Below are 23612 nucleotides of genomic sequence, written 5' to 3'. Positions count from 1 at the left end.
CCCTTCGTCTAGAGGCCTAGGACATCACCCTTTCACGGTGAGTACAGGGGTTCGAATCCCCTAGGGGACGCCAGATTTCAGCGTCGTTCGAATAAACGACGCGCCGGCAGGAAGTAACCGACGCCTGCCAGGCAAGCAGCAAGACTGGAGCGGTAGTTCAGTCGGTTAGAATACCGGCCTGTCACGCCGGGGGTCGCGGGTTCGAGTCCCGTCCGCTCCGCCAAAAAATGAGAAAGCCCGCATTGTGCGGGCTTTTTCATTTGTGCTTCCGGTCGCACCTGTCGCACACCGAACTTCCGCGTCCGGCACCTCACTGCTACGAGAAATTCGCGATTGCATCCGTACGCGACTGCGCTATCGTGGCGGGATGCGTTCTTGACCCCTGCGTGATGCTCGATCCGACCGACCTGCGACTCCTGTATCAGCTCCGGCCTGCGGAGCCGGGCGATTTCCCGTTCGCCGAAGCGCTGACGCACGGCAACATGGGCGGTTACTACAAACGCCATGGGCTCGTGTGGCGCAGCGACCTGTTCTTTGCGAGCTGGCGTGAATCCGAGAACTTCATCCTCGAGGCCGACGGCGAGCGCATCGGCGTGCTGCGCGTGACCGAGGAGGGCGACTCCCTGCATATCCGCGACGTGCAGATCGCGGCCGGCCATCGCGGGCAGGGCGCGGGTACCTACATGCTCGACATGTCCCACCGCTGGGCGCGCGCGCGCGGGCTGCACGAACTGCAGTTGCGCGTGTTCGTCGACAACCCGGCCGCGCGCCTTTACCTGCGCATGGGCTACCGGGTCGCCGGGCCGCGGCTCGCGCAACTCGGCTCGATCCGCCACATGGTGCGGCCGGTCTGACGGGCCGGCGATCCGGTCATGCGGTCAGCGGACCATGTCGATCGCGTCGTCGTCCGGGGCGTCGTGTTGCGCGGCGGTGCCCTCCAGGCCTCGATGCTCGTAGCCGCGCAGCATGAACGCGCGCGGGCTTTCGCCGAATGCACGCCGGAACATCGCCGAGAACGCGCTCTGGCTCTGGTAGCCGAGTTCGCGCGCGATATGCGACAGCGGGCGACCCTGGTTCAGCAGCGGGATTGCCCGCGCGAGCAGCGCCTGCTGGCGCCACTGCGAAAAGCTCACGCCCAGTTCCTGCTTGAAGAGCCGCGAAATCGTGCGGGTGCTCGCGCCGACCTCGCTCGCCCAGTGTTCGAGCGACTCCGCATGCGCGGGATGCGCGAGCACCGATTCGCACAGCATGCGCAGCCGTTTCTCGTCGGGCATCGGCACGGCGAGCGGCAGCGGTTCGGCGTGACTCAACTCGTCGAGCACGAGCCCGCACAGCAACCGCTCGCGCGCGGCGCTCAGATCGCGCGCGTCGAGCGCGATGATCAGTTCGCGCAGCAGTCCCGTCACCTCGACGACGCGGCACGCATCGAGCCCGTCCGGCACGATCGACTCGTCGATATACAGCGTGCGCAAATAGGCTTCCTCGACGATCACGACCTCGTGCGTCACGTGCGGTGGCACCCAGATCGCGCGGGACGGCGGCACCATCCAGGTCGTACCGGTCGTCGCGACGCGCAGCACGCCGCGCGACGCGTACGCGAGCTGCGCCCACGCATGCGTGTGCAGCGGAATACGGTGGCCGGCGTCGACCTGCCGGGCGCGCACGCGCATCGGATGGACGGCGGTCGGCGCGAATTCGGGCGGGATGTCGATGACGTACGGGTTCGATGCGTCGGCTTGGACGGGCGGATTCATGGACGGTTCGGGCAGCGCGGCGGCGATGCCGTTATTTTAGAAGGCACCGCGCAAGCGCATGCGGCGGTTTTTCGGGCGATCATGCCGGGTTCAAATGAACTTTGTGTGGGTGCCGGCGATTCCCGGGCGGCTGCCCGCGGTCGCGCGTGCCGCCGGGTTCGAACCATCGGGCCGGTATCGTGGTCTATCGATGCACGTGCATTTTCATGTGAATCGCGCGCGAACACGGCAATAACGAATCGAAGAGGAGAACCACGATGCGCTACGTATTCGTCTACGGCACCTTGAGAGCCGGACAGGCCAACGACATCGGCCATGCGGCCGCACGGCATGGAATCGCGGCGCCGACGCTGCTGGGCGCGGCCGCGCTGCCGGGCGAGCTGTACGATTTCGGCACGTATCCGGGGATGATCGCCGGGCCGGCGGCCGGCAAGTCGCTGGTCTGGGGCGACGTCTACGAGGTCGACGAACAGTTGGTCCCCGTGCTCGACGAGATCGAGCGCGTCTATCCGGGCGTCGACTCGCTGTTCAAGCCGGAGGAGGTGACCGTCGAGCTCGGCGGCCGGCAGTATGCGTGCCTGTACTATCCGATCGCCACGCATGCGGTAGCCGGGCGTCCGCGCATTGCGTCGGGTGACTGGGTCCAGCACCGGCGCGAGCAGGAAGCCGCCTGAGCGGCCCGGCCGCAGCCGGATTCGTGTCAAAAGAAAAAAGCGCCCCGCAGGGCGCTTTTTTCATGCGGTCATCGCATGCGGCTGGCGGCGGCGCGTGGCCGGCCGCCGGTCGCCGGTCGCAGCGTGACGCGTCGTCAGATTTCCTCGTACAGCGGCAGCGTCAGGAATTCGGTGAAGCCTTCCGACGTCGACATGTGTTCGAAGATGGCCGCAGCGCGCTCGTACGGCTGCGCGTCGCCGCCGACCGAGCGCTTCACGTTGTCGAGCTCGATCTTCGAGAATTCACGCACGAGCTCGGCCGTGACCTTGCGGCCGTCGTCGAGCACGCCCTTCGGCGAGCGGATCCACTGCCACACCTGCGAGCGGGAGATCTCGGCCGTGGCCGCGTCTTCCATCAAGTTGTGGATCGGCACGCAGCCGTTGCCGTCGAGCCATGCACCGAGGTAGTGGATGCCGACGTTGATGTTGTTGCGCAGGCCGGCTTCGGTGATCGGCGCTTCCGGCTGGAAGTCGAGCAGGTTCTTGCCTTCGACCTGCACGTCGTCGCGCTGCTTCGCGATCTGGTTCGGCTTGTCGCCGAGCACCTTGACGAACTCTTCCATCGCGATCGGCACGAGGCCCGGATGCGCGACCCAGCCGCCGTCGTAGCCGTCGGTCGCGTCGCGCTGCTTGTCCGAGCGCACGCCGCCCATTGCCTTGTCGTTCGCTTCCGGATCGTTCTTGATCGGGATCAGCGCGCTCATCCCGCCGATCGCCGGCGCGTTGCGCTGGTGGCAGGTCTTCAGCAGCAGCAGCGCGTACGCGCGCATGAACGGCACCGTCATCGTGATCTTCGAACGCTCGGCCAGGCAGAAGTCGCGGTCGTTCTTGAACTTCTTGATCGCCGAGAAGATGTAGTCCCAGCGGCCGGCGTTCAGGCCCGAGCTGTGTTCGCGCAGCTCATACAGAATCTCGTCCATCTCGAACGCGGCGAGGATCGTCTCGATCAGCACCGTCGCGCGGATCGTGCCGCGCGGCACGCCGACCGCTTCTTGCGCGGCGACGAAGATGTCGTTCCACAGGCGCGCCTCGAGATGGCTTTCCATCTTCGGCAGGTAGAAGTACGGGCCCGAGCCGCGCGCGATCAGTTCCTTCGCGTTGTGGAACAGGAACAGCGCGAAATCGAAGATGCCGCCGGACACGCGCTGGCCGTCGACCGTCACGTGCTTCTCGTCGAGGTGCCAGCCGCGCGGACGCACGATCAGCGTCGCGACCTTGTCGTTCAGCCGGTATGACTTGCCGTTCTGCTCGAGCGAAATCGTGCGGCGCACCGCGTCCTTCAGGTTGATCTGGCCGTCGATCTGGTTGGTCCAGCTCGGCGCGTTCGAATCCTCGAAGTCCGTCATGTACGAATCGGCGCCCGAGTTCAGCGCGTTGATGATCATCTTGCGCTCGACGGGGCCCGTGATTTCGACACGGCGGCATTGCAGGTCGGCCGGCAGCGGTGCGACCTTCCAGTCGCCTTCGCGGATCGACTTCGTCTCGGCCAGGAAGTCGGGGCGCTCGCCTGCGTCGAGGCGTTTCGTGCGTTCGACGCGCGCCTGCAGCAGCGTCTGGCGACGCGGTTCGAACGTGCGGTGCAGCGCCGCGACGAGTTCCAGTGCTTCGGGCGTCAGGATCGCTTCGTAACCCGGCTTGATTTCGCCGGTGATCGTCATGCCTTGCGGCAGCGTGATCGGGGTGCTCATGAGTCTCATCTCCTTGGTCGGTCAGTTGCGGTTTCGGTGAAGGGGGAAGGCGGCAGCGCCGCGAACGTCATGCACCCGGGCTGGGGCGCGTGCGGTTCGCGGGCTTGCCGGACGGAGCCGGGGTGGCGAGGAAGGCGAGCAGGTCGGCCATGCCGGTGCCCGTGCCGTCGGGCGGCGCGCCGAGTTCCTCGGCGGGCGCGCCCGTGCGGTTGAGCCAGAACGTCGTGTAGCCGAACCAGACGGCTCCGGCGACGTCCCAGGCGTTCGACGACACGAACACGATGCTGCGCGGGTTCGACCCGAACGCGGCGGTGCCGAGCGCGTAAGCGGCCGGACTCGGCTTGTACGCGCGCACGGTGTCGGCCGACAGCACGCGATCGAACAGCCCGGTCATGCCGGCGCTCTTGATCGCGATGTCGAGCATCTGCGGGGTGCCGTTCGACAGGATCCCGAGCGACGGGCGCGGTTCGAGCGCGCGCAGCTTGCGCAGCGCGGGCACGGTGTCGGGATAGGTGGACAGGCACGCGTATTCGTCCATCAGCCGCTTCTCGGCCGCGCTGTTCAGCGCGAGCCCGAGCCGGCGCGCGGCGAACCGCAGCGCGTCGAGCGTGATGTCCCGGAACGGGCGATAGCGCGCGCCGGCCGGATCGGCGAGCGTGCGCAGTTGCGAGTATTCGATTTGCTTGCGTCGCCACAGCTGCGACAACCGTTCCCCGTGTCCGGGAAACATCTGCTCCGCCGCGGCCAGCACCGCACGCACGTCGAACAACGTGCCGAATGCGTCGAAGAGGATTGCGTCGGGAGAGGAGAGTGTCGTTGTGGCCGACATAGCCTTGCGCTCCAGTTTCAGAGGTCGGATCGATTCTATTCGTGATCGTATGGTCTAAAAAAGACGCTATTCATCACTTGATCTTTTACTTTCATATACCTAATCTTGAGCGGCTTAAGCTATTTGAAGGGCGGCCGCGCCGTCCTCGCGATTCATGGACCGGTTCAAACAGATCGAAACGTTCGCCGCAGTTGCGGCGAAGGGCAGCCTGTCGGCGGCCGCGCACGCGGAAGGCGTCGCGCCGGCGATCATCGGCCGCCGCCTCGACGCACTCGAGGAGCGGCTCGGCGTGAAGCTGCTGGTGCGCACGACGCGCAAGCTCACGCTGACGTTCGAAGGTTCGGCGTTCCTCGAGGATTGCCAGCGGATCATCAACGACATGCAGAACGCGGAGGCGAGCGTGTCCGCTGGCGGCGTCAAGGCGAGCGGCCACCTGCGGATTTCCGCGCCGGCCGGCTTCGGCCGGCGGCACGTCGCGCCGCTCGTACCCGAATTCAGCGTCGGGCATCCGGACGTGTCGGTCACGCTCGACCTGTCCGACCGGATGGTCGATCTCGTCAACGAGGGGTTCGATTGCGCGGTGCGGCTCGGCGAGCTGCCCGATTCGTCGCTCGTGTCGCTGAAGCTCGGCGAGAACCGCCGCGTGTGCGTCGCGTCGCCCGCCTATCTGGCGCGGCGCGGCACGCCGGTCACGCTCGCGGAGCTGGCGCGGCACAACTGCCTGGCGCTCGCCGCGAATGCGAACCAGCAGCGCGGCTGGGCGTTCCAGGAAGACGACAAGGTCGTGTCGATCCGCGTGAACGGCACGATGGAATGCTCCGACGGCGCGGTGCTGCACGAGTGGTGCCTCGAAGGCTACGGCCTGGCGTGGCGCTCGTGGTGGGAGGTCGGCGACGACATCGCGGGCGGCCGGCTCGTCAGCGTGCTCGATGCATTCGAGGCGCCGCCGATCGGCATCCATGCGGTGTTTCCGCAGCGCCGGCACCTGCCGTTGCGCGTGCGCCTGTTTCTCGATTACCTGAAGCACACGTACGAGCAGCCCGGCTATTGGGGCGAGTAGGCGGCGCCCGCCCGCGTGTTTCCGATATGAGGGCGAACCCGCTGCCGGTTCCGATCGGGCGGTTTCGCACACTACACTCGTAGGAGGCATGTCCGGCGCGTCGCGGCCGGTCCGGACGGGATCGTGGCGCGCGGCGTGCGATTGACGAAGGAGGGCGCGATGTTCAGGCACATCCTCGTTCCAACCGACGGTTCCGAACTGTCGCAGAAGGCGATCGACGGCGCGATCGACCTGGCACGCGCGGTCGGCGCGCGCGTGACGGCCTACGCGTGCCTGCCGCAGTATCCGTACTCGCCGTTTTCCGAAGTGATCATCGAGCCGCCCGCCGATTTCCGCGCGCGCAGCGAGCGCGAGGCGCGTGCGCACCTCGACGAGGTCGAGGCCGCCGCGAAGGCGGCCGGCGTCGCCTGCGACACGTGGACGAGCGTCCACCCGTCGCCGTACCTCGGCATCATCGAGGCGGCCGAACGCGGCGGTTGCGACGTGATCTTCATGGCGTCCCACGGACGCCGCGGTCTCGGCAGCCTGCTGATCGGCAGCGAGACGCAGCGCGTGCTGACCCATACGAAAATTCCGGTGATCGTTTATCGGTAGGGCGGTGGCGCCCGTGGCTGCGCGGGCAGCGTCGCGGAAAAAGGGCGCGCCGGACGAAGCCGGCGCGCATCGTTGCAGGCGGCCCGCAGGCCGCGCGGCGGGTCGCGCGATCAGTGCCGCGCGCCTGCCGTCTCCTCCCTGATTGTTGTCCGGTGGCCGGTGCCGCGCCGTGACGAGGCGGGCACCGGCGTGACGCTGGGCGCGGGTTACGCGACCTTCTTGCCGTCGAAGAACTGCTCGTCTTCGGTCGAGCCGTGCAGCGCGGTCGTCGACGCTTCGCGCTCGACCGTCTGCGTCACTGCGTCGAAGTAGCCGGTACCGACTTCCCGCTGGTGCTTGACGGCCGTGAAGCCCTTGTCGGCTGCCGCGAATTCGGCCTGCTGCAGTTCGACGAACGCGCTCATCTGCGTGCGGGCATAGCCGTGCGCGAGGTTGAACATCGAGTAGTTCAACGCGTGGAAGCCGGCCAGCGTGATGAACTGGAACTTGTAGCCCATCGCACCGAGTTCCTTCTGGAACTTCGCAATCGTCGCGTCGTCGAGGTTCTTCTTCCAGTTGAACGACGGCGAGCAGTTGTACGACAGCAGCTTACCCGGGAACTGCTTGTGGATCGCTTCCGCGAACTTCTTCGCGTACTCGAGATCCGGCTTGCCCGTTTCGCACCAGATCAGGTCGGCGTACGGTGCGTACGCGAGGCCGCGCGAAATCGCCTGCTCGAGGCCCGGCTTCGTGTGGAAGAAGCCTTCCACCGTGCGCTCGCCGGTCAGGAACGGCTGGTCGTTGTCGTCGACGTCGGACGTGATCAGGTCGGCCGCTTCCGCGTCGGTCCGCGCGACCAGCACGGTCGGCGTGCCCATCACGTCGGCGGCGAGACGCGCGGCCGACAGCTTCGCGACGGCTTCGCGCGTCGGCACGAGCACCTTGCCGCCCATGTGGCCGCACTTCTTCACCGACGCGAGCTGGTCCTCGAAGTGGACGCCCGATGCGCCCGCCTCGATCATCGCCTTCATCAGTTCGAACGCATTCAGCACGCCGCCGAAACCGGCTTCCGCGTCGGCGACGATCGGTGCGAAGAAGTCGACATAGCCTTCGTCACCCGGGTTCTTGCCTTCCGACCACTGGATCTGGTCGGCGCGCGTCAGCGTGTTGTTGATGCGCTTCACGACGAGCGGCACCGAGTTCGCCGGGTACAGCGACTGGTCCGGGTACATTTCGCCCGCGACGTTCGCGTCGCCGGCCACTTGCCAGCCGGACAGGTAGATGGCCTTCAGGCCGGCCTTCACCTGCTGCATCGCCTGGTTGCCGGTCAGCGCGCCGAGTGCGTTGACGAACGGCTCGTGGTTGATGAGGCTCCACAGTTTTTCCGCGCCGCGCTTGGCCAGCGTGTGCTCGATCGGGACCGAGCCGCGCAGGCGGACCACGTCCTCGGCCGAGTAGCCGCGCTTGATGCCCTTCCAGCGCGGATCGGTTTCCCATTGCTGTTGCAGGTCCTGTGCCTGTTGCTGACGCGACATGATGAGCTCCTTGATGCGGTGTGTTGCCTAATGGGCCGAATCTGACGGTAGTGATGCGGTTCGCGAAGCGGGGCGCGGAGCATTCTGTTTCGCGAAGTCTTGTATAAGAGTCTAGGCAAATCGGCAGGCGCGAAACAGGGGGCTTGCCCGGGGATCGGATAAATTTTTAAGTGTTTTAAATCAAGTGCTTGTATTTGTGATTTCGGGATGAGAAATGCCTTTTTCCATCCCGCAATCGCACGGGTTGTGCCGTGCAACATGATTTTTTACGACGCAAAAAAATTTTCCGCATCGTGAAATGTGGGGCGGGGCGAAAAAAAACCGGCGCAGGTGCGCCGGTTGGCTGGATGGGTGGGGTGCCCATCCGTTGGGGCGGCGGCGAAGCGCCGCCCGTGCGTGCTTACGACGCGGAGTTGCTGCGACGCGGGCCGCCGCTGCGCTGACCGTCGCGACGCGGGCCGCCGTCGCGGCTGCCGCCCGGCTTGCCGCTCCAGCCGCCGCCATTGCCGCCGCCGTAGCTGCGGCCGTTGCCGTTACCGTTGCCGCCATAGCCGCCGCCCGGCTTGCCGCCGAAACGTCGACCGCCGCCGTTACCGCCGCCCGGACGGCCGCGGCCGCCGTTGCCGCCGTTACGCGGGGGCGCCTTGCGCGGCTCGAAGCCTTCGATCACGTTGACCGGCAGCGGCGCGCGCACGAAGCGCTCGATGCGCTTGAGCGCGCCTTGCTCGGCGTGGTGCACGAGGCTCACTGCCGTGCCCGAACGGCCTGCACGGCCGGTACGGCCGATACGGTGCACGTAGTCTTCCGCGAACTTCGGCAGGTCGTAGTTGAACACGTGCGTGATGCCCGGGATGTCGATGCCGCGTGCCGCGACGTCGGTAGCCACCAGCACGCGCACACGGCGCTCGCGCAGCGCACGGATCGTGCGGTTACGCGCGCCCTGCGGCAGGTCGCCGTGCAGTGCAGCCGATTCGAAGCCTGCATCGGCAAGACGGCCGGCGAGCTGGTCGGCGTCGATCTTGGTTGCCGTGAAGATGATCGCCTGGTCGAGCGCGTCGTCGCGCAGCAGGTGATCGAGCAGGCGATCCTTGTGATCGCGGTCGTCGACGTAGTGCACGGTCTGCGCGATGTTGGCGCGCGACTCGAGGCGCTGCTGGATCTCGATGCGTTCCGGATCCTTCAGCAGGCGGCTCGTCAGCGAACCGATCTTGCCGTCGAGCGTGGCCGAAAACAGCATCGTCTGGCGCGACTCGGGCGTGGCGGCGACGATCGTTTCGATGTCTTCGATGAAGCCCATGTCGAGCATGCGGTCGGCTTCGTCGAGCACGAGCATCTTCAGTTCGGACAGGTCGATGCGGCCGCGCTCGAGGTGATCGAGCAGACGGCCCGGCGTGGCGACCAGGATTTCCGGGTTCTTCGCGAGCAGCATCAGCTGCTGGCCGTAGGCGACGCCGCCGAGGATGCTGACCGTGCGCAGGCGCTTCAGGTGCTTGCCGTACGTCGATGCGGCCGTGGTGACCTGCATCGCGAGTTCACGGGTCGGCGTCAGCACGAGCAGGCCCGGGCGCGCGACGGGTTGCGGGCGGCGCACACGGCGGTCGCCCTGGTTCGATTCACGCGGCGCGCGCGGTTGCTGCGCCTGCGTCTTCTGGAGCTGCGCGAAACGTTCGATCGCGGGCAGCATGAATGCAGCGGTCTTGCCCGAACCGGTCGGGCTCGAGACCAGCAGGTCGCGGCCGGCGATGCCGGCCGGAATCGCGCGCTGCTGGACCGGCGTCGGCTTCACGTAGCCGGCGGCTTGCAGCGCGGAGACGATCTCCGGCGACAACCCGAGCGACGCGAAGCTCGGCTCGTCCGACGCCGGTTCGACCGCGGCCGGTGCGGCGGCGTCGTCGAGACCGAGCGCCTGGTCGGCGATCGCGTTGAGCGGGCTGGAGTTGATGCTCGAAGTCATAACAATCCTTGAAACACAGTGGGTGAAACGTCGGCGCCAATCGCGCATACCCAAGTCGTCGGATTCAGCGAGCAAATCGGGAAACGGGTGCAATCCGCCGAACCGTCGGCGGATGAGGCATTAGAAGCTGTTTTGGGTGCGGCGCGCTTCTGGAGCGGGGCCGCCAGCCTGATAAGTGACGACCGCGAGGGTCGAAGCAGGAGGGGACAGGTTCTAAACCGGATTGGAGCTTAACGCTACGAGGCGTCTGGCCGGAACGGCTTGCGAGCCGAGCGCGGGAGGTGACGCAGGCCGCATTATAAAGAATTTTGCTGCGCTGCGCCACTGATTTGATTGCCTATTGCGGCGGCGGGCGATCCGTCAGGAAGCCGTGCCGTTTTTCAGCGATTCGACGAGTTCGATGTACTGCTGCTTTGCCGCATCCGACGACGTGCCCTTCAGCGCGTCCCATGCGTCGTACTTGTATTTGCCGACGATGTCGGTGAAGCCCGGCTTGTCGCCGTGCGCATCGCCATCGGTCGCCTGCTTGAAGAGCGCGTACAGGCGCAGCAGGGTCAGGTTGCCCGGGCGTTCGGTCAGTTGCTTGACGTCGATCTGGGCTTGGTCGAATTGGGTGGTGAGTTCGCTCATCGGGTGTCTCCGTAAGGGTTTCAGGTCGGGCGATCTTAACAAGCGGACCGTCGCACGGGGTCGAGCGATCCTTCCAAACCGCCGCCGGCCCCGCGCGTGCGCACAGATCGGGCCCGATCGCCCGTGGGAGCGGGGCGTCGCATTACAATGTCGGCCATGACGCAAACAGTGCTCCTCGCCATCGATACGTCGACCGAATACTGCTCGGTCGCGCTGCTGCGCTCGGCTCACGCCGATGACGCCGTTTCCACCCCGCAAACCTGGGTTCGCCACGAGCCGACGGGCGCCGTGTCGAGCACGCGCGTGCTGCCGGCGATCCAGGAGCTGTTCGCCGAATCCGGGCTGACGCTTGCCGATTGCGATGCGATCGCGTTCGGCGCGGGCCCCGGCTCGTTCACGGGCCTGCGCACCGCGACGGGCATTACCCAGGGCCTCGCATTCGGCGGCGGGTTGCCGGTCGTGCCGATCGGCACGCTGCTCGCGTGCGCCGAGCACGCGCGGCTGCGCGCGCCCGGCACGGCCCGTGTGCTGGCCGCGCTGGACGCGCGGATGGACGAAGCCTACTGGGCGGATTTCGAATGGGATGACGGCGCCGGCGACTGGCGCACGCTGCATCCGGCGTCGCTCGATGCGCCGGGCGCCGTCGGCGTGCCCGATGTGCCGTTCACGCTCGCGGGCAATGCGGCCGCCGCGTTCGGCGCGCAGTTGCCGGCCGCGGCGCGTGCGGCCGTGATCGACGGCGACGCGATGCCGCATGCGCTGGCGGTCGCGCATGCCGCGCTGCGCGCGTTCCGCGCCGGGCGGGCGGTGCCGGCCGATCAGGCCGCGCCCGAATACGTGCGCGACAAGGTCGCGCAGACCACCGCCGAGCGCGTCGCGGCACGGGCCGCGCAGACGGGCGGAGCGAAGGGATGACGGGTGTCTTGCTGAGCGACCGCTATCTGGCGCCGATGACGGACGCCGATCTCGACGAGGTCGTCGCGATCGAGCACATCGCGTACGAATTCCCGTGGAGCCGCGGCAACTTCGAGGATTCGTTGCGCAACGGCTATCTGGGCGTGTGCCTGCGGCACGTGACGGGGTCGCTCGTCGGCTATTGCGTGCTGATGCCCGTGGTCGACGAGATGCACCTGCTGAACCTGTGTGTCGCGCCGGCCGCGCAGCACGCGGGCGCGGGCCTTGCGCTGCTGCGCGAGGCCGTGCGCATTTCGCGCGCGGAGCGGCTCGACGGCGTGCTGCTCGAGGTACGGCCGTCCAATCCGCGCGCGATCCAGCTGTACGAGCGGTTCGGCTTCGTGACGATCGGCCGCCGCAAGAACTACTATCCGGCGAAGCATCGCAGCCGGGAGGACGCGATCGTGATGCGTCTGACGCTGAACAAGGATGAGGGAGACGCGCATGGCGTGGGCTGAAGCGGCGCTCGAGGAACTGGGCCTCGCGCAGATCTGGGTGCGGCGCGGGCAGCGCGCGGACGAAGGCGTGGCAGCCGAAGCGCCGGCGGTGACGCAAACCGGTGCAGACGACGGGGTTCCCGCGGTCGCGGCCGAGCGCCCGGTGCGTGCGGCGCGTCCGCCGGTGCAGGACGATGCGCCGCCGGCGGTTGCGCGCACCGGCGATGCTGCGCTGGCGCGCGACGCGGATGCGCCGGCGCGCCGTGTCGCCGAGCGCGATCGCGTGCCCGCGGCGCCCGTACCGGCCGCCTCGACCGATGCGATGCCGCCGATGGACGACGCGCCGCCGGCCGATGCCGACGATTTCGCGTGGTTCGACGCGGCGCCGCCGGGCGATTTCGTGCCCGCGCCGGCTGCAGAATCGCGCCCGGCCGGTACGCCGGTTGCCGCGCTCGACTGGGATGCGCTGGCGGCGCGCGTGGCCGACTGCACGCAGTGCCGTCTGTGCGAGAAGCGGACCAACACCGTGTTCGGCGTCGGCGACCGCGAAGCGGACTGGATGCTGATCGGCGAAGCGCCGGGCGAGAACGAGGACAAGCAGGGCGAGCCGTTCGTCGGCCAGGCCGGCAAGCTGCTCGACAACATGCTGCAGTCGTTGTCGCTCAAGCGCGGCGACAACGTGTACATCGCGAACGTGATCAAGTGCCGCCCGCCCGGCAACCGCAACCCGGAGCCGGACGAGGTCGCGAGCTGCGAGCCTTATCTGCAGCGCCAGGTCGCGCTCGTGAAGCCGAAGCTGATCGTCGCGCTCGGCCGTTTTGCCGCGCAGACGCTGCTGAAGACGGACGCGAGCATCGCGTCGCTGCGCGGCCGCGTGCATGCGTACGAAGGCGTGCCGGTGATCGTCACCTACCACCCGGCGTACCTGTTGCGCAGCCTGCAGGACAAGTCGAAGGCGTGGGCCGACCTGTGCCTCGCGCGCGACACGTTCCAGCGCGCGGAAGGCGTTGACGCGAACGGCCCGGCCGGGCAATGACGACCGGCGCGGCGTTCGCGTTCGTCGATACGCTGCATGACGCCGCAGTGCGCGATCTGGGCTGGCTGCTGGCCAGCCCGAGCCTGCTGACCGCGGTGCCGGGCGCGCCGCTTGCGCAACCGTGGCCGGATGCGGCTGGACAATCGGCCGTCGAAGCATGGCTCACCGCGCTCGATGCGCAGCCCGAGCCGCTGCATCGCGCGCTCGACGGCTTCCGGCCGACCCGGCTCGGCCGCTACGCCGAATGCCTGCTCGAGTATTTCCTGACGCACGGCCCGTCGCTGCGGCTCGTCGCGGCCAATCTCCCGCTGCGCAGCAACGGCAAGACGCTCGGCGAAGTCGATTTTCTCGTCGATGCGCCGGACGGGCAGCGCCTGCACTGGGAGCTCGCGGTGAAGTGCTATCTGTGCGCGCCGGTACGCGCCGGCGCGTCGCTTGCCGACTTCGTCGGCCCCAATCTCGTCGACCGGTTCGACCGCAAGCGCAGCCGGCTGCTCGATCACCAGTTGCGGCTCGCCGAACACGACGGCTTTGCGCGGCTCGGCTTTGGCGCGCCGTCCGACGCGCAGATGTTCATCAAGGGCTGGTTGTTCTACCCGCACGGCGTGCCGTTGCCGCCGGTTTCAGCGGAAATCGCTCCGGATCACCCGCATGGATTCTGGCTGACGCACGCGCAGTGGCCGGCGTGGGCGGCCTCGCAGCGTGCCGGCGCCGCATGGAGCGTGTTGCCGAGGCTGGCATGGCTCGCGCCGCGACGGGCGGCCGCCGATACCGGATTCGAACCCGAGCCGCTGGCGGCCGCTTTGGCGCTGCCGCCCGTGTTGACGACGCGCGAGGCGCCGGCGCTGATCGGCGTGCATGAACCGGGCAGTGACGGTACGTGGCGCGAAAGGGCGCGCGGCTTCGTGGTGCCGGACGACTGGCCGGCCCGCGCACAGGCGTTCGCGGCGCAGGATCGCTGACGCCGCGTCAGCCGGCGCTTACCACCAGCGATGGAAGTGATGGACGGGGCCGACGCCGCGGCCGACGTCGAGGTGGCCGCTCGCGGCGATCGCGCCGGTCAGGTAGGTCTTGGCTTCGCGCACCGCGCTTTCGAGGTCGGGCTGCTGCGGCAGCAGCGCGGCGATCGCCGACGACAGCGTGCAGCCGGTGCCGTGCGTGTTGCTGACCGGCACGCGTGCACCGTCGAGCCGCACGGTGCGTGCCGCTTCAACGAGCCAGTCGGGGCTCGCGGACGCATCGGGCAGGTGGCCGCCTTTCATCAGCACGGCGCGCGCGCCCGTCTGCAGCAATGCCCGGCCTTGCCGCACCATGTCGTCTTCCGTGGTGGCGGGGACATCGTTCAGCAGCGCGGCCGCTTCGGGCAGGTTCGGCGTGACGACCGTCGCGAGCGGCAGCAGCGCATCGCGCAACGCATCGACGGCATCGGGCGCGAGCAGCGCGTGCGAGCTCTTCGAGATCATCACCGTGTCGAGCACGACGAAGCGCGGCGCGTAACGGCGCAGCGCGTCGGCCACCGCGCGCACGATCGACGCGTTCGCGAGCATCCCGATCTTGACCGCATCGATGCGGATGTCGTCGAATACCGCATCGAGCTGCGCGGTCACGAACGCGGCGTCCGGCGCATGCACGCCCGTCACGCCGCGCGTGTTCTGCGCGGTCAGCGCGGTGATCACGCTCGCGCCATACGCGCCGAGCGCGGAGAAGGTCTTCAGGTCGGCCTGGATGCCTGCGCCGCCGCCCGAATCGGAGCCGGCGATCGTCAGGATGTTGGGTATCGGGTGCGTCATGAGGGCAACGCGCCGGTTCGAAGACCGGCGCCGGCGGACGGAAACGGAAAGTGTAGCGTCAGTGCCGCGATTCGCCGATCAGCGCGACCGAGTCGAACTGACGCTGGTTCGCCTGGTGGCGGCGCATCACGAGCCACATCGTCAGGCAGACGAACGTGCCGAACAGCACGATCACGACGCCGACCGGCACGTCGAGCCACACGAGCACCGCATACAGGCACAGCATCACGAGCACCGACAGGTTCTCGTTGAAGTTCTGTACCGCGATCGAGTGGCCGGCCGACAGCAGCACGTGGCCGCGATGCTGCAGCAGCGCGTTCATCGGCACGACGAAGTAGCCCGACAGCGCGCCGACGCACATCAGGAAGATGTACGCGACGATCAGGTAGACGGGCATGCGCAGATGGCCGAAGTGCACGGCCCAGTGCGACGGGAACAGGTCGCGCGTGTAGAACGCCATCAGCATCACCGCGATGCCCATGATGATGCCGACGGGCAGCACGGTCAGCGACTTCTTCAACGGAATCCGGGCGGCGGCGGCGATTGCACCCGCCGCGACACCGACCGCGACCACGGCCTGCAGGATCGCGCCTTCCGACAGCGACATGCCGAGCGACACTTCGGCCCACTTCAGCACGATGAACTGCAGCGTCGCGCCTGCGCCCCAGAACAGCGTCGTGACCGCGAGCGAGATCTGGCCGAGCTTGTCGCGCCAGAGCACCATGAAGCAGTCGGCGAAATCCGTGAGCAGCTTGACCGGGCCGCGTTCCTGCTTCGGGTAGCGGGCGCCCGTATCGGGGATGCGCAGGTTGAACAGTGCGGCGATCACATAGATCGCCATGATGATCGCCATCGCCGCTTCGGCGGGCGTGCTGATCCAGTCGGGCGTATGCGCGATCACGTGCGACGCGATGTGCGGGCTGATCAGTGCGCCGCCGAGCACGGTGCCGAGGATGATCGAGCTGACGGTCGTGCCTTCGATCCAGCCGTTCGCGGCGACCAGCCGGTCGGCCGGCAGCAGCTCGGTGAGAATCCCGTACTTGGCGGGCGAATAGGCGGCCGCGCCGAAGCCGACGATCCCGTACGCGATCAGCGGGTGGGCGCCGAACAGCATGATCATGCAGCCCACCACCTTGATCGAGTTGGTGATGAACATCACGCGGCCCTTCGGGCGCGAATCCGCGAACGCACCGACATACGCCGCCAGCACCACGTACGACAACACGAAGAACAGCTTTAGCAGCGGTGTCATCCAGTTGGGGGCGTGGAGGTCTTTCAGCAGGGCGATGGCGGCGATGAGGAGCGCATTGTCGGCCAGCGACGAGAAAAACTGCGCGGCCATGATGGTGTAAAAACCTTTTTTCATCTGATGCGATGCTTTCGTCGCTGCGGCAGGGCCGCGTAGGCCGCCTGGTATGCGATCGGCTTATTCCGTTCGAAATGGGTTGTGCGCACGGCTTTATAACATGAAAATACGCCAATTCGGACTAGCAAGATTCCCCGATCGTTCCGCAAATTGTCGGCTTCAGTGCTCAAAAGGCGCGGTAAGCTGATGATTCGCAAGCGTCTTTACGTAAATTTCCCATGCCGCGCCCGATCTCCGCCACCATCCACACCGCCGCTCTCGCGAACAATCTCTCCGTCGTCCGCCGATTTGCCGGCCCGTCCAAGGTCTGGGCGGTCGTCAAGGCCAATGCGTACGGCCACGGTCTCGCCCGTGCGTTTCCGGGCCTGCGCGGCACCGACGGCTTCGGCCTGCTCGACCTCGACGAGGCCGTGAAGCTGCGCGAGCTCGGCTGGGCCGGCCCGATCCTGCTGCTCGAAGGCTTCTTCCGGTCGACCGACATCGACGTGATCGACCGCTACAGCCTGACGACGACCGTCCACAACGACGAGCAGATGCGGATGCTGGAAACGGCGCGGCTGTCGAAGCCGGTCAACGTGCAGCTCAAGATGAACAGCGGGATGAACCGGCTCGGCTACGTGCCGGAAAAATACCGTGCGGCGTGGGAGCGCGCCCGCGCGTGCCCCGGCATCGGCCAGATCACGTTGATGACCCATTTCTCGGACGCGGACAACGAGCGTGGCGTCGCCGAGCAGCTCGCGACCTTCGAGCGCGGCGCGGAAAGCATCGCCGGCGCGCGCAGTCTCGCGAACTCGGCAGCCGTGCTGTGGCACCCGGATACGCACTTCGACTGGGTGCGGCCGGGGATCGTGCTGTACGGCGCGTCGCCGTCGGGGCTGTCGTCCGACATCGCCGACGCGGGGCTGAAGCCCGCGATGACGCTCGCGTCCGAGCTGATCGCGGTGCAGACGATCGCGAAGGGCCAGGCGATCGGCTATGGCTCGACGTTCTCCGCGCAGGCGCAGATGCGGATCGGCGTCGTGGCGTGCGGCTACGCAGACGGCTATCCGCGCGTCGCACCCGAAGGCACGCCGGTGATCGTCGACGGCATCCGCACGCGGATCGTCGGCCGCGTGTCGATGGACATGATTACCGTCGACCTGACCCCGTGCCCGCAGGCCGGCGTCGGTGCACGCGTCGAGCTGTGGGGCAATGCGCTGCCGATCGACGACGTCGCGCGCCATTGCGGGACGATCGGTTACGAGCTGATGTGCGCGGTCGCCGGCCGCGTGCCCGTGCGAGCGGAATAAGGGCGTCGCGCGTGGCCAAACAGAAAACCGTTTATGTCTGCAGCGAGTGCGGCGGACAGACCCCGAAGTGGCAGGGCCAATGCCCGTCGTGCCAGGCGTGGAACACGCTCGTCGAATCGGTCGCCGAAGCGCCGGCGGCCCATCGGTTCCAGTCGCTCGCGAAGCGGGCGCCCGTGCAACGGCTCGTCGACATCGAAGCCGCCGACGTGCCGCGCTTCTCGACCGGCATCGGCGAATTCGATCGCGTGCTCGGCGGCGGGCTGGTCCCGGGCGGCGTCGTCCTGATCGGCGGCGATCCCGGCATCGGCAAGTCGACGCTGCTGCTGCAGTCGCTCGCGGACATCGCGAGCGAGCGGCGCGCGCTCTATATCAGCGGTGAGGAGTCGGCTGCGCAGATCGCGTTGCGCGCGCAACGGCTTGCGCTGCTCGACGGCGGGGCGCCCGCGGACGAGCTGAAGCTGCTCGCCGAGATCCAGCTCGAGAAGATCCAGGGCGCGATCGACGCGGAACGGCCGGACGTGGCCGTGATCGACTCGATCCAGACCGTCTATTCGGAAGCGCTCACGTCGGCGCCGGGCTCGGTCGCGCAGGTGCGGGAATGCGCGGCGCAGCTCACGCGCATCGCAAAACAGTCGGGCACCGCGATCATCATGGTCGGGCACGTGACGAAGGAAGGCAACCTGGCCGGCCCGCGCGTGCTCGAGCACATCGTCGACACGGTGCTGTACTTCGAAGGCGACACGCATTCGTCGTTCCGGCTCGTGCGCGCATTCAAGAACCGCTTCGGCGCGGTCAACGAACTCGGCGTGTTCGCGATGACCGAGCGCGGGCTGCGCGGCGTCGCGAATCCGTCCGCGCTGTTCCTGTCGCAGCACGAACAGGTCGTGCCGGGCTCGTGCGTGCTCGTCACGCAAGAGGGCACGCGGCCGCTGCTCGTCGAAGTCCAGGCGCTCGTCGACACCGCGCACGTGCCGAACCCGCGCCGGCTCGCGGTCGGCCTCGAACAGAACCGGCTCGCGATGCTGCTCGCGGTGCTGCACCGGCACGCAGGTATCGCGTGCTTCGACCAGGACGTGTTCCTCAATGCGGTGGGCGGCGTGAAGATCACCGAGCCGGCGGCCGACCTCGCGGTGCTGCTCGCGATCCATTCGTCGATGCGCAACAAGGCGCTGCCGAAGGGGCTGATCGTGTTCGGCGAAGTGGGGCTGGCGGGCGAGATCCGGCCGTCGCCGCGCGGGCAGGAGCGGCTGCGCGAGGCGGCGAAGCTCGGCTTCACGTCCGCGCTGATTCCGAAGGCGAATGCGCCGAAGCAGCCGATCGAAGGGCTGAACGTGATGGCCGTCGATCGGCTCGAACAGGCGATCGACCGCGTGCGCGATCTCGAGTGACCGGCCGCACAGGCATGCGGGCCGGGGCTGCCGGCGATCTGGCGCGTAATTCGCTGTAAAGAATATGTAGGCTTCTGTAACCCGCCGGACATCGCTTTTCCCTATCCTTTGCCGGATTGTCGAACCGCGCAATGCGAAGGGAACCTATGTTGAAATCGTATGGGGAAGCGCCGGGCGGACGCCTTTACAACCTGCGCGGCTGCCGCGTGTCGGAGCCGATTCGCCAGCCGTGGGGCGGTGGATGCCGGATCGTCGAATGGATCGACGACGACGGGCGCCTCGCACGCAAGGTCGTGTCCGAGGATGTGACCGAAGCGGAAGTCGCCGCGGCGATCCGCCGGCCGGCCGAAGGGCGCCGGCACCTGATGGGTGACGACGAGCAGATGCCGCGCGATACGTTGCCGCGCCGCTGAGCGGGCGGCGGCCGACGAACGACGCTGACGACAAGGCCGGGCCAGTGCGCCCGGCCTTGTCGTATCCGGGCCCGGCAGGCGCCCGAGCGGCCGCCGACGCACCGAGCAGGTGCATCGGCAGGCCGCATCGGGCCTGCGTTCAGCCGATCTGCTCGAGTTCTTCCTGCGCGGCGAGCCAGTCGGCCTCGACCGTTTCGAGACGCGCGTTGACGTCGCCGAGCCTGCGGATCGCATCGGTCAGCTCCGTCTTGCGCTCGGCCTCGTAGCTCGCCGGATCGGCGACGAATGTGTCGAGGCGCGCCTTCTCGGCGTGCAGCGTCTCCATTTCCTTTTCGAGCTTCGTGATGCGGTTCTGCAGCGGCTTCTTCAAGACCGACAGGCGCTGCCGCTCCTCGGCGGCCTGACGCTTCTGGTCCTTGCGGTTGGCCGCTGCGCCGGCGCCCGGCGAAGCCGCGCTGTCGGCCTTCGCCGCTGCGCGCTGCTCGGCCGCGTGCTGCAGCAGCCAGTCACGGTAGTCGTCGAGGTCGCCGTCGAACGGTTGCAGCCGGTGCTTTGCGACCAGCATGAACTGGTCGGTCGTCGCGCGCAGCAGGTGGCGGTCGTGCGACACGAGGATCAGCGTGCCTTCGAACTGCGCGAGCGCCATCGTCAGCGCGTGGCGCGTTTCGAGGTCCAGGTGGTTGGTCGGTTCGTCGAGCAGCAGCAGGTTCGGCTTCTGCCAGATGATCAGCGCAAGCGCGAGGCGCGCCTTTTCACCGCCCGAGAACGGGCCGACCGGGCTGGTCGCCATGTCGCCCGAGAAATTGAAGCCGCCGAGGAAGTCGCGCAGTTCCTGCTCGCGTGTATCGGGCGCGAGCCGCGCCAGATGCGCGAGCGGCGAATCGTCTTCGCGCAGCGTTTCGAGCTGGTGCTGCGCGAAATAGCCGATCGTCAGCCCCTTGCCGTCGCGGACGTGCCCCGACAGCGGCGCGAGCGTGCCGGCCAGCGTCTTGATCAGCGTCGACTTGCCCTGGCCGTTCGCGCCGAGCAGGCCGATGCGCTGGCCGTTCTGGATCGACAGCGCGACACGCTCGACGATCGGGATTTCCGCGCCGTCGTCGGCATGGTAGCCGCAGCGGACGTCTTCCATCACCATCATCGGGTTCGGCGCGGCGTCGGGCGTGCGGAATTCGAACGTGAACGGCGACGCGATGTGCGCGGGCGCGATCAGCTCCATCTTCTCGAGCGCCTTCATCCGGCTCTGCGCCTGCTTGGCCTTGGTCGCCTTGGCCTTGAAGCGGTCGACGAAGCTCTGCAGGTGCTCGATCGTCTTCTGCTGCTTTTCGTATGCGCTTTGCTGCAGCGCCAGTTGCTGCGCGCGCAGCACTTCGAACTGCGAGTAGTTGCCGCCGTAGCGCTTCACCTGGCGGTTTTCCAGATGCAGCGTGACGTTGCAGATCGAATCGAGGAATTCGCGGTCGTGCGAAATCACGACGAGCGTGCCGGGGTAGCGGTGCAGCCAGTCTTCGAGCCAGACGATCGCGTCGAGGTCGAGGTGGTTCGTCGGTTCGTCGAGCAGCAGCAGGTCGGAACGGCACATCAGCGCCTGCGCGAGGTTCAGGCGCATGCGCCAGCCGCCGGAGAAGCTGGCGACCGATTCGCGCGTCTGCGCGAACGTGAAGCCGAGGCCCAGCAGCAGCGCTTCGGCGCGGGCGGGCGCCGTGTAGCCGTCGGCGTCGGCGAACGCCGCGTGCGCGTCGGCTTCGGCGGCGCCGTCATGCGCGGCCGAGGCGGCGGCGATGCGCGCCTCGATCTCGCGCAGCGCGGCATCGCCGTCGAGCGTGTAGTCGAGCGCCGAGCGGTCGACGGCGGGCGTTTCCTGCGACACATGGGCGATCCGCCACGACGGCGGCATCGAGAAATCGCCGGCGTCCGAGTGCAGCTCGCCGCGCAGGACCGAGAACAGCGTCGATTTGCCGGCGCCGTTCGCGCCGATCAGGCCGGCTTTCTCGCCGGGATTGAGCACGAACGAGGTCGACTCGAACAGCGGCTTGGTGCCGCGCGCAAGGCTGAACTGATTGAAACGGATCACGGCGGAAATGACTGGGCAAAACCGCTATTCTAGACTGCGCGCCGGTCGCGCCGGGCATCGGCCGCTCGGCGGATGCCACAACCGTGCAATTTCGCCTAGACTCCGTGTCGATCCGGTTTCGTAAAAGGAGTGTCCGATGTCCACCCTGTATTCGTTCAGCGCAGAGACGCTCGCCGGCGCGCCGGCCCCGCTCGACGCGTATCGCGGCAAGGTGCTGCTGATCGTCAACACGGCGAGCGAGTGCGGTTTCACGCCGCAGTACGCGGGCCTGCAGAAGCTGTACGACCAGTACGCGGCGCGCGGCTTCTTCGTGCTCGGTTTCCCGTGCAACCAGTTCGGCAAGCAGGAGCCGGGCGACGCCGCGCAGATCGGCGCGTTCTGCGAGCGCAACTACGGCGTCACGTTCCCGATGTTCGCGAAGATCGACGTGAAGGGCGATCACGCGCATCCGCTGTACCGCTACCTGACCGACGAGGCGCCCGGCATTCTGGGCCTCAAGGCGATCAAGTGGAACTTCACGAAATTCCTGGTCGACCGCGACGGGCGCATCGTCAAGCGCTACGCGCCGTCGACCAAGCCCGACGAAATCGCCGCCGATATCGACACGCTGCTGTGAAGGCGGGGCGGCGTGTGTAGCGCCGGTGCGGATTGCGCCGGCGCGGCCATCGCCCCGGCCGCTACAGGATCGGCGCGAACAGCCGCGCGACGTGCATCGCGATGCGCCGCCACGCGGGCGACTGGCGGTATTCGTTCGCATCGACCTCGTACGCCTGCGCGAAATCGGCCTCGAGCATCGTTTCGACTTCGTCGGCGAACGCACGGTCGACGGTCAGCACCATCACCTCGAAATTGAGGCGAAACGAACGGTTGTCGAGGTTCGCGCTGCCGATTGCCGCCGCGATGCGGTCGATCAGCACGACTTTCTGGTGCAGGAAGCCGGGCCGGTAGCGGAACACCTTCACGCCGGCATCGACGAGGTCGCGCGCGTACAGCTTCGACGCCTCGAACACGACGTAGTGATCGCGCCGGCTCGGAATCAGGATGCGCACGTCGACGCCGCGCATCACCGCGAGCTTCAGCGCGGAGATTACAGCTTCGTCGGGAACCAGGTACGGCGTGGTGATCCAGACCCGCTCGCGTGCGGCATTGATCGATTCGACGAAGAACAGCGAGCCGGTTTCCTGCTTGTCGGCCGGCCCCATCGGCACCGCGAGGCAATGCATGCCGTCGCCGGGCTGCGCCGGCGGCGGCAGCGCGATGGGCGGCAGCTTCTGCGTCGCCCAGTGCCAGTCTTCGGCGAATACATACTGAATGCTCGCGACGACGGGGCCGCGGATCTCGATGTGCGTGTCGCGCCACGGCGACAGGCGCGGCTTCGCACCGAGATATTCGACCCCGACGTTGTGACCGCCGACGAACGCGCGATTGCCATCGACGACGACGATCTTGCGATGGTTGCGGAAGTTCAGCTGGAAGCGGTTGACGAACTTCCGGTTGGTCGCGAACGGATGAACTTCGACGCCGCCCCGGCGCAGTGTGTCGACGTAGCTGTGCGGCAGGTCGAAGCTGCCGATGCTGTCGTACAGCAGGCAGCAGCGCACGCCGGCCGCCGCGCGCGCGAGCAGCGAGTCGCGCAGCATCCGGCCGAGCGCGTCGTCGCGCACGATGAAGAACTGGACGAGCACGTAGTCTCGCGCAGCGTCGATCGACGACAGGATGGCGGAGAACGTCGCGTCGCCGTTTACGAGCGTGCGCACCGAGTTGCCGCCGAGGAACGGCATGCCGCCGAGCCGCGTGAGCGCGAGCACGGCGGCCTGGCCGAGCGCGTCGGCGGCCGGCCCGTCGGTTGCGTCGGTGGTGCGCCACGGCGAGCGCGGCGTGTGCGTGCGCAACATTTCCAGCTCGTGGCGCCGGGCGTCGACGTAGCCGGAGAACTTGCTGCGGCCGAGGAACAGGTAGGGAATGAGCGTCAGGTACGGCATGGCTGCGAGCGAGACGGCCCACGCGATTGCGCCTTGCGACGTGCGCGTGTTCATGATCGCGTGGCATGCCGCAACGATCCCGAGCACGTGGATGGTCAGGATCAGGGTGCCGAGATGTAGCCAGTCGAGGGTCATGGGCGCGTGACGGAC

Annotated in this window: 22 protein-coding genes and 1 tRNA gene; 13 read left to right on the top strand and 10 right to left on the bottom strand. The window is 67.6% G+C overall.

Going from position 1 to position 23612, the window contains the following annotated elements:
- Positions 1-146 precede the first annotated feature (146 nt).
- Positions 147-223: transfer RNA gene (locus tag BLA15945_RS18100), tRNA-Asp, on the top strand.
- 166 nt (positions 224-389) lie between these two features.
- Entirely contained in the window at positions 390-854 is a 465-nt protein-coding gene (locus BLA15945_RS18095) for a GNAT family N-acetyltransferase (protein ID WP_059233821.1), read from the top strand.
- A gap of 24 nt (positions 855-878) precedes the next feature.
- Here BLA15945_RS18095 and BLA15945_RS18090 read toward each other — a convergent pair whose 3' ends face one another.
- On the bottom strand, positions 879-1754 hold the full coding sequence (locus BLA15945_RS18090; protein WP_174993049.1) for an AraC family transcriptional regulator: 876 nt from the start codon (positions 1752-1754) through the stop codon (positions 879-881).
- Between the two features lie 257 nt (positions 1755-2011).
- Between BLA15945_RS18090 and BLA15945_RS18085 the strand changes: the two genes are divergently transcribed.
- Positions 2012-2428, top strand: coding sequence for a gamma-glutamylcyclotransferase family protein (locus BLA15945_RS18085; RefSeq protein WP_174993048.1), 417 nt, complete (start codon positions 2012-2014; stop codon positions 2426-2428).
- 134 nt (positions 2429-2562) lie between these two features.
- Here the strand turns inward: BLA15945_RS18085 and aceB are convergent, their stop codons facing one another.
- A complete protein-coding gene (gene aceB, locus BLA15945_RS18080) occupies positions 2563-4155 on the bottom strand; it encodes a malate synthase A (RefSeq protein ID WP_059233824.1) in 1593 nt (530 codons plus the stop codon).
- 67 nt (positions 4156-4222) lie between these two features.
- Positions 4223-4984 carry a haloacid dehalogenase type II gene (locus BLA15945_RS18075; RefSeq protein ID WP_059233825.1) on the bottom strand — a complete coding sequence of 254 codons (762 nt, stop codon included), beginning with the start codon at positions 4982-4984 and terminating at the stop codon, positions 4223-4225.
- Positions 4985-5138: 154 nt separating this feature from the next.
- Between BLA15945_RS18075 and BLA15945_RS18070 the strand changes: the two genes are divergently transcribed.
- Together BLA15945_RS18070 and BLA15945_RS18065 are read left to right on the top strand one after the other, a co-directional pair.
- Complete coding sequence (locus tag BLA15945_RS18070) at positions 5139-6044, top strand: LysR family transcriptional regulator (RefSeq protein WP_059233826.1); 906 nt, start codon at positions 5139-5141, stop codon at positions 6042-6044.
- A gap of 159 nt (positions 6045-6203) precedes the next feature.
- Positions 6204-6638: a universal stress protein gene (locus BLA15945_RS18065; RefSeq protein ID WP_011549516.1), complete on the top strand. Its 435-nt coding sequence runs from the start codon at positions 6204-6206 to the stop codon at positions 6636-6638.
- A gap of 206 nt (positions 6639-6844) precedes the next feature.
- Here the strand turns inward: BLA15945_RS18065 and aceA are convergent, their stop codons facing one another.
- The 3 genes from aceA to BLA15945_RS18050 all read right to left on the bottom strand — a co-directional run bounded on the left by aceA (position 6845) and on the right by BLA15945_RS18050 (position 10736).
- Positions 6845-8152 carry an isocitrate lyase gene (aceA, locus tag BLA15945_RS18060; protein WP_174993047.1) on the bottom strand — a complete coding sequence of 436 codons (1308 nt, stop codon included), beginning with the start codon at positions 8150-8152 and terminating at the stop codon, positions 6845-6847.
- Between the two features lie 400 nt (positions 8153-8552).
- Positions 8553-10106, bottom strand: a complete 1554-nt coding sequence (locus BLA15945_RS18055) for a DEAD/DEAH box helicase (protein WP_174993046.1) — start codon at positions 10104-10106, stop codon at positions 8553-8555.
- A gap of 360 nt (positions 10107-10466) precedes the next feature.
- Positions 10467-10736, bottom strand: coding sequence for an acyl-CoA-binding protein (locus tag BLA15945_RS18050; protein WP_059233829.1), 270 nt, complete (start codon positions 10734-10736; stop codon positions 10467-10469).
- A 147-nt stretch (positions 10737-10883) separates the two neighbouring features.
- Here BLA15945_RS18050 and tsaB point away from each other — a divergent pair, with 147 nt between their 5' ends.
- Genes tsaB through BLA15945_RS18030 form a run of 4 tightly spaced genes read left to right on the top strand, consistent with a single transcriptional unit; the run spans position 10884 to position 14125 of the window.
- On the top strand, positions 10884-11651 hold the full coding sequence (gene tsaB, locus BLA15945_RS18045; RefSeq protein WP_174993045.1) for a tRNA (adenosine(37)-N6)-threonylcarbamoyltransferase complex dimerization subunit type 1 TsaB: 768 nt from the start codon (positions 10884-10886) through the stop codon (positions 11649-11651).
- A complete protein-coding gene (rimI, locus tag BLA15945_RS18040; protein WP_059233831.1) occupies positions 11648-12148 on the top strand; it encodes a ribosomal protein S18-alanine N-acetyltransferase in 501 nt (166 codons plus the stop codon). The genes tsaB and rimI overlap by 4 nt, the downstream gene beginning before the upstream one ends.
- On the top strand, positions 12135-13163 hold the full coding sequence (locus BLA15945_RS18035; RefSeq protein ID WP_174993044.1) for a uracil-DNA glycosylase: 1029 nt from the start codon (positions 12135-12137) through the stop codon (positions 13161-13163). Before rimI ends, BLA15945_RS18035 begins: the two co-directional genes overlap by 14 nt.
- Positions 13160-14125 (top strand): DUF1853 family protein, encoded by a 966-nt coding sequence (locus BLA15945_RS18030; protein WP_174993043.1) that lies wholly within the window; start codon positions 13160-13162, stop codon positions 14123-14125. Before BLA15945_RS18035 ends, BLA15945_RS18030 begins: the two co-directional genes overlap by 4 nt.
- A gap of 18 nt (positions 14126-14143) precedes the next feature.
- On the opposite strand, the gene thiD is transcribed toward BLA15945_RS18030, so the two are convergent.
- Both thiD and lplT read right to left on the bottom strand, forming a co-directional pair.
- Positions 14144-14953 (bottom strand): bifunctional hydroxymethylpyrimidine kinase/phosphomethylpyrimidine kinase, encoded by an 810-nt coding sequence (gene thiD, locus BLA15945_RS18025; RefSeq protein ID WP_059233834.1) that lies wholly within the window; start codon positions 14951-14953, stop codon positions 14144-14146.
- Positions 14954-15011: 58 nt separating this feature from the next.
- A complete protein-coding gene (gene lplT / locus BLA15945_RS18020) occupies positions 15012-16319 on the bottom strand; it encodes a lysophospholipid transporter LplT (protein ID WP_059233835.1) in 1308 nt (435 codons plus the stop codon).
- A 218-nt stretch (positions 16320-16537) separates the two neighbouring features.
- On the opposite strand from lplT, the gene alr reads away from it, so the two are divergent.
- The 3 genes from alr (at position 16538) to BLA15945_RS18005 (ending at position 19409) form a co-directional block, all read left to right on the top strand.
- Positions 16538-17608: an alanine racemase gene (gene alr / locus BLA15945_RS18015; RefSeq protein WP_059233836.1), complete on the top strand. Its 1071-nt coding sequence runs from the start codon at positions 16538-16540 to the stop codon at positions 17606-17608.
- 11 nt (positions 17609-17619) lie between these two features.
- Entirely contained in the window at positions 17620-18996 is a 1377-nt protein-coding gene (radA, locus tag BLA15945_RS18010) for a DNA repair protein RadA (RefSeq protein ID WP_174993042.1), read from the top strand.
- A 146-nt stretch (positions 18997-19142) separates the two neighbouring features.
- The gene (locus tag BLA15945_RS18005) at positions 19143-19409 is read left to right on the top strand and encodes a DUF2866 domain-containing protein (protein WP_059233838.1); all 267 of its coding nucleotides are present in this window, start codon (positions 19143-19145) and stop codon (positions 19407-19409) included.
- Positions 19410-19548: 139 nt separating this feature from the next.
- On the opposite strand, the gene BLA15945_RS18000 is transcribed toward BLA15945_RS18005, so the two are convergent.
- Positions 19549-21480 carry an ATP-binding cassette domain-containing protein gene (locus BLA15945_RS18000; protein ID WP_174993041.1) on the bottom strand — a complete coding sequence of 644 codons (1932 nt, stop codon included), beginning with the start codon at positions 21478-21480 and terminating at the stop codon, positions 19549-19551.
- A gap of 136 nt (positions 21481-21616) precedes the next feature.
- Between BLA15945_RS18000 and BLA15945_RS17995 the strand changes: the two genes are divergently transcribed.
- Complete coding sequence (locus BLA15945_RS17995; RefSeq protein WP_059233840.1) at positions 21617-22096, top strand: glutathione peroxidase; 480 nt, start codon at positions 21617-21619, stop codon at positions 22094-22096.
- A gap of 61 nt (positions 22097-22157) precedes the next feature.
- On the opposite strand, the gene cls is transcribed toward BLA15945_RS17995, so the two are convergent.
- Positions 22158-23597: a cardiolipin synthase gene (gene cls, locus BLA15945_RS17990; protein WP_059233841.1), complete on the bottom strand. Its 1440-nt coding sequence runs from the start codon at positions 23595-23597 to the stop codon at positions 22158-22160.
- Positions 23598-23612: the final 15 nt, after the last annotated feature.

The organism is Burkholderia arboris (genome assembly GCF_902499125.1).
Classification (GTDB): Bacteria; Pseudomonadota; Gammaproteobacteria; order Burkholderiales; family Burkholderiaceae; genus Burkholderia; species Burkholderia arboris.
The sequence above is the reverse complement of the archived record's forward strand: the minus strand, read 5'-3'. Positions and strand labels throughout refer to the sequence as shown.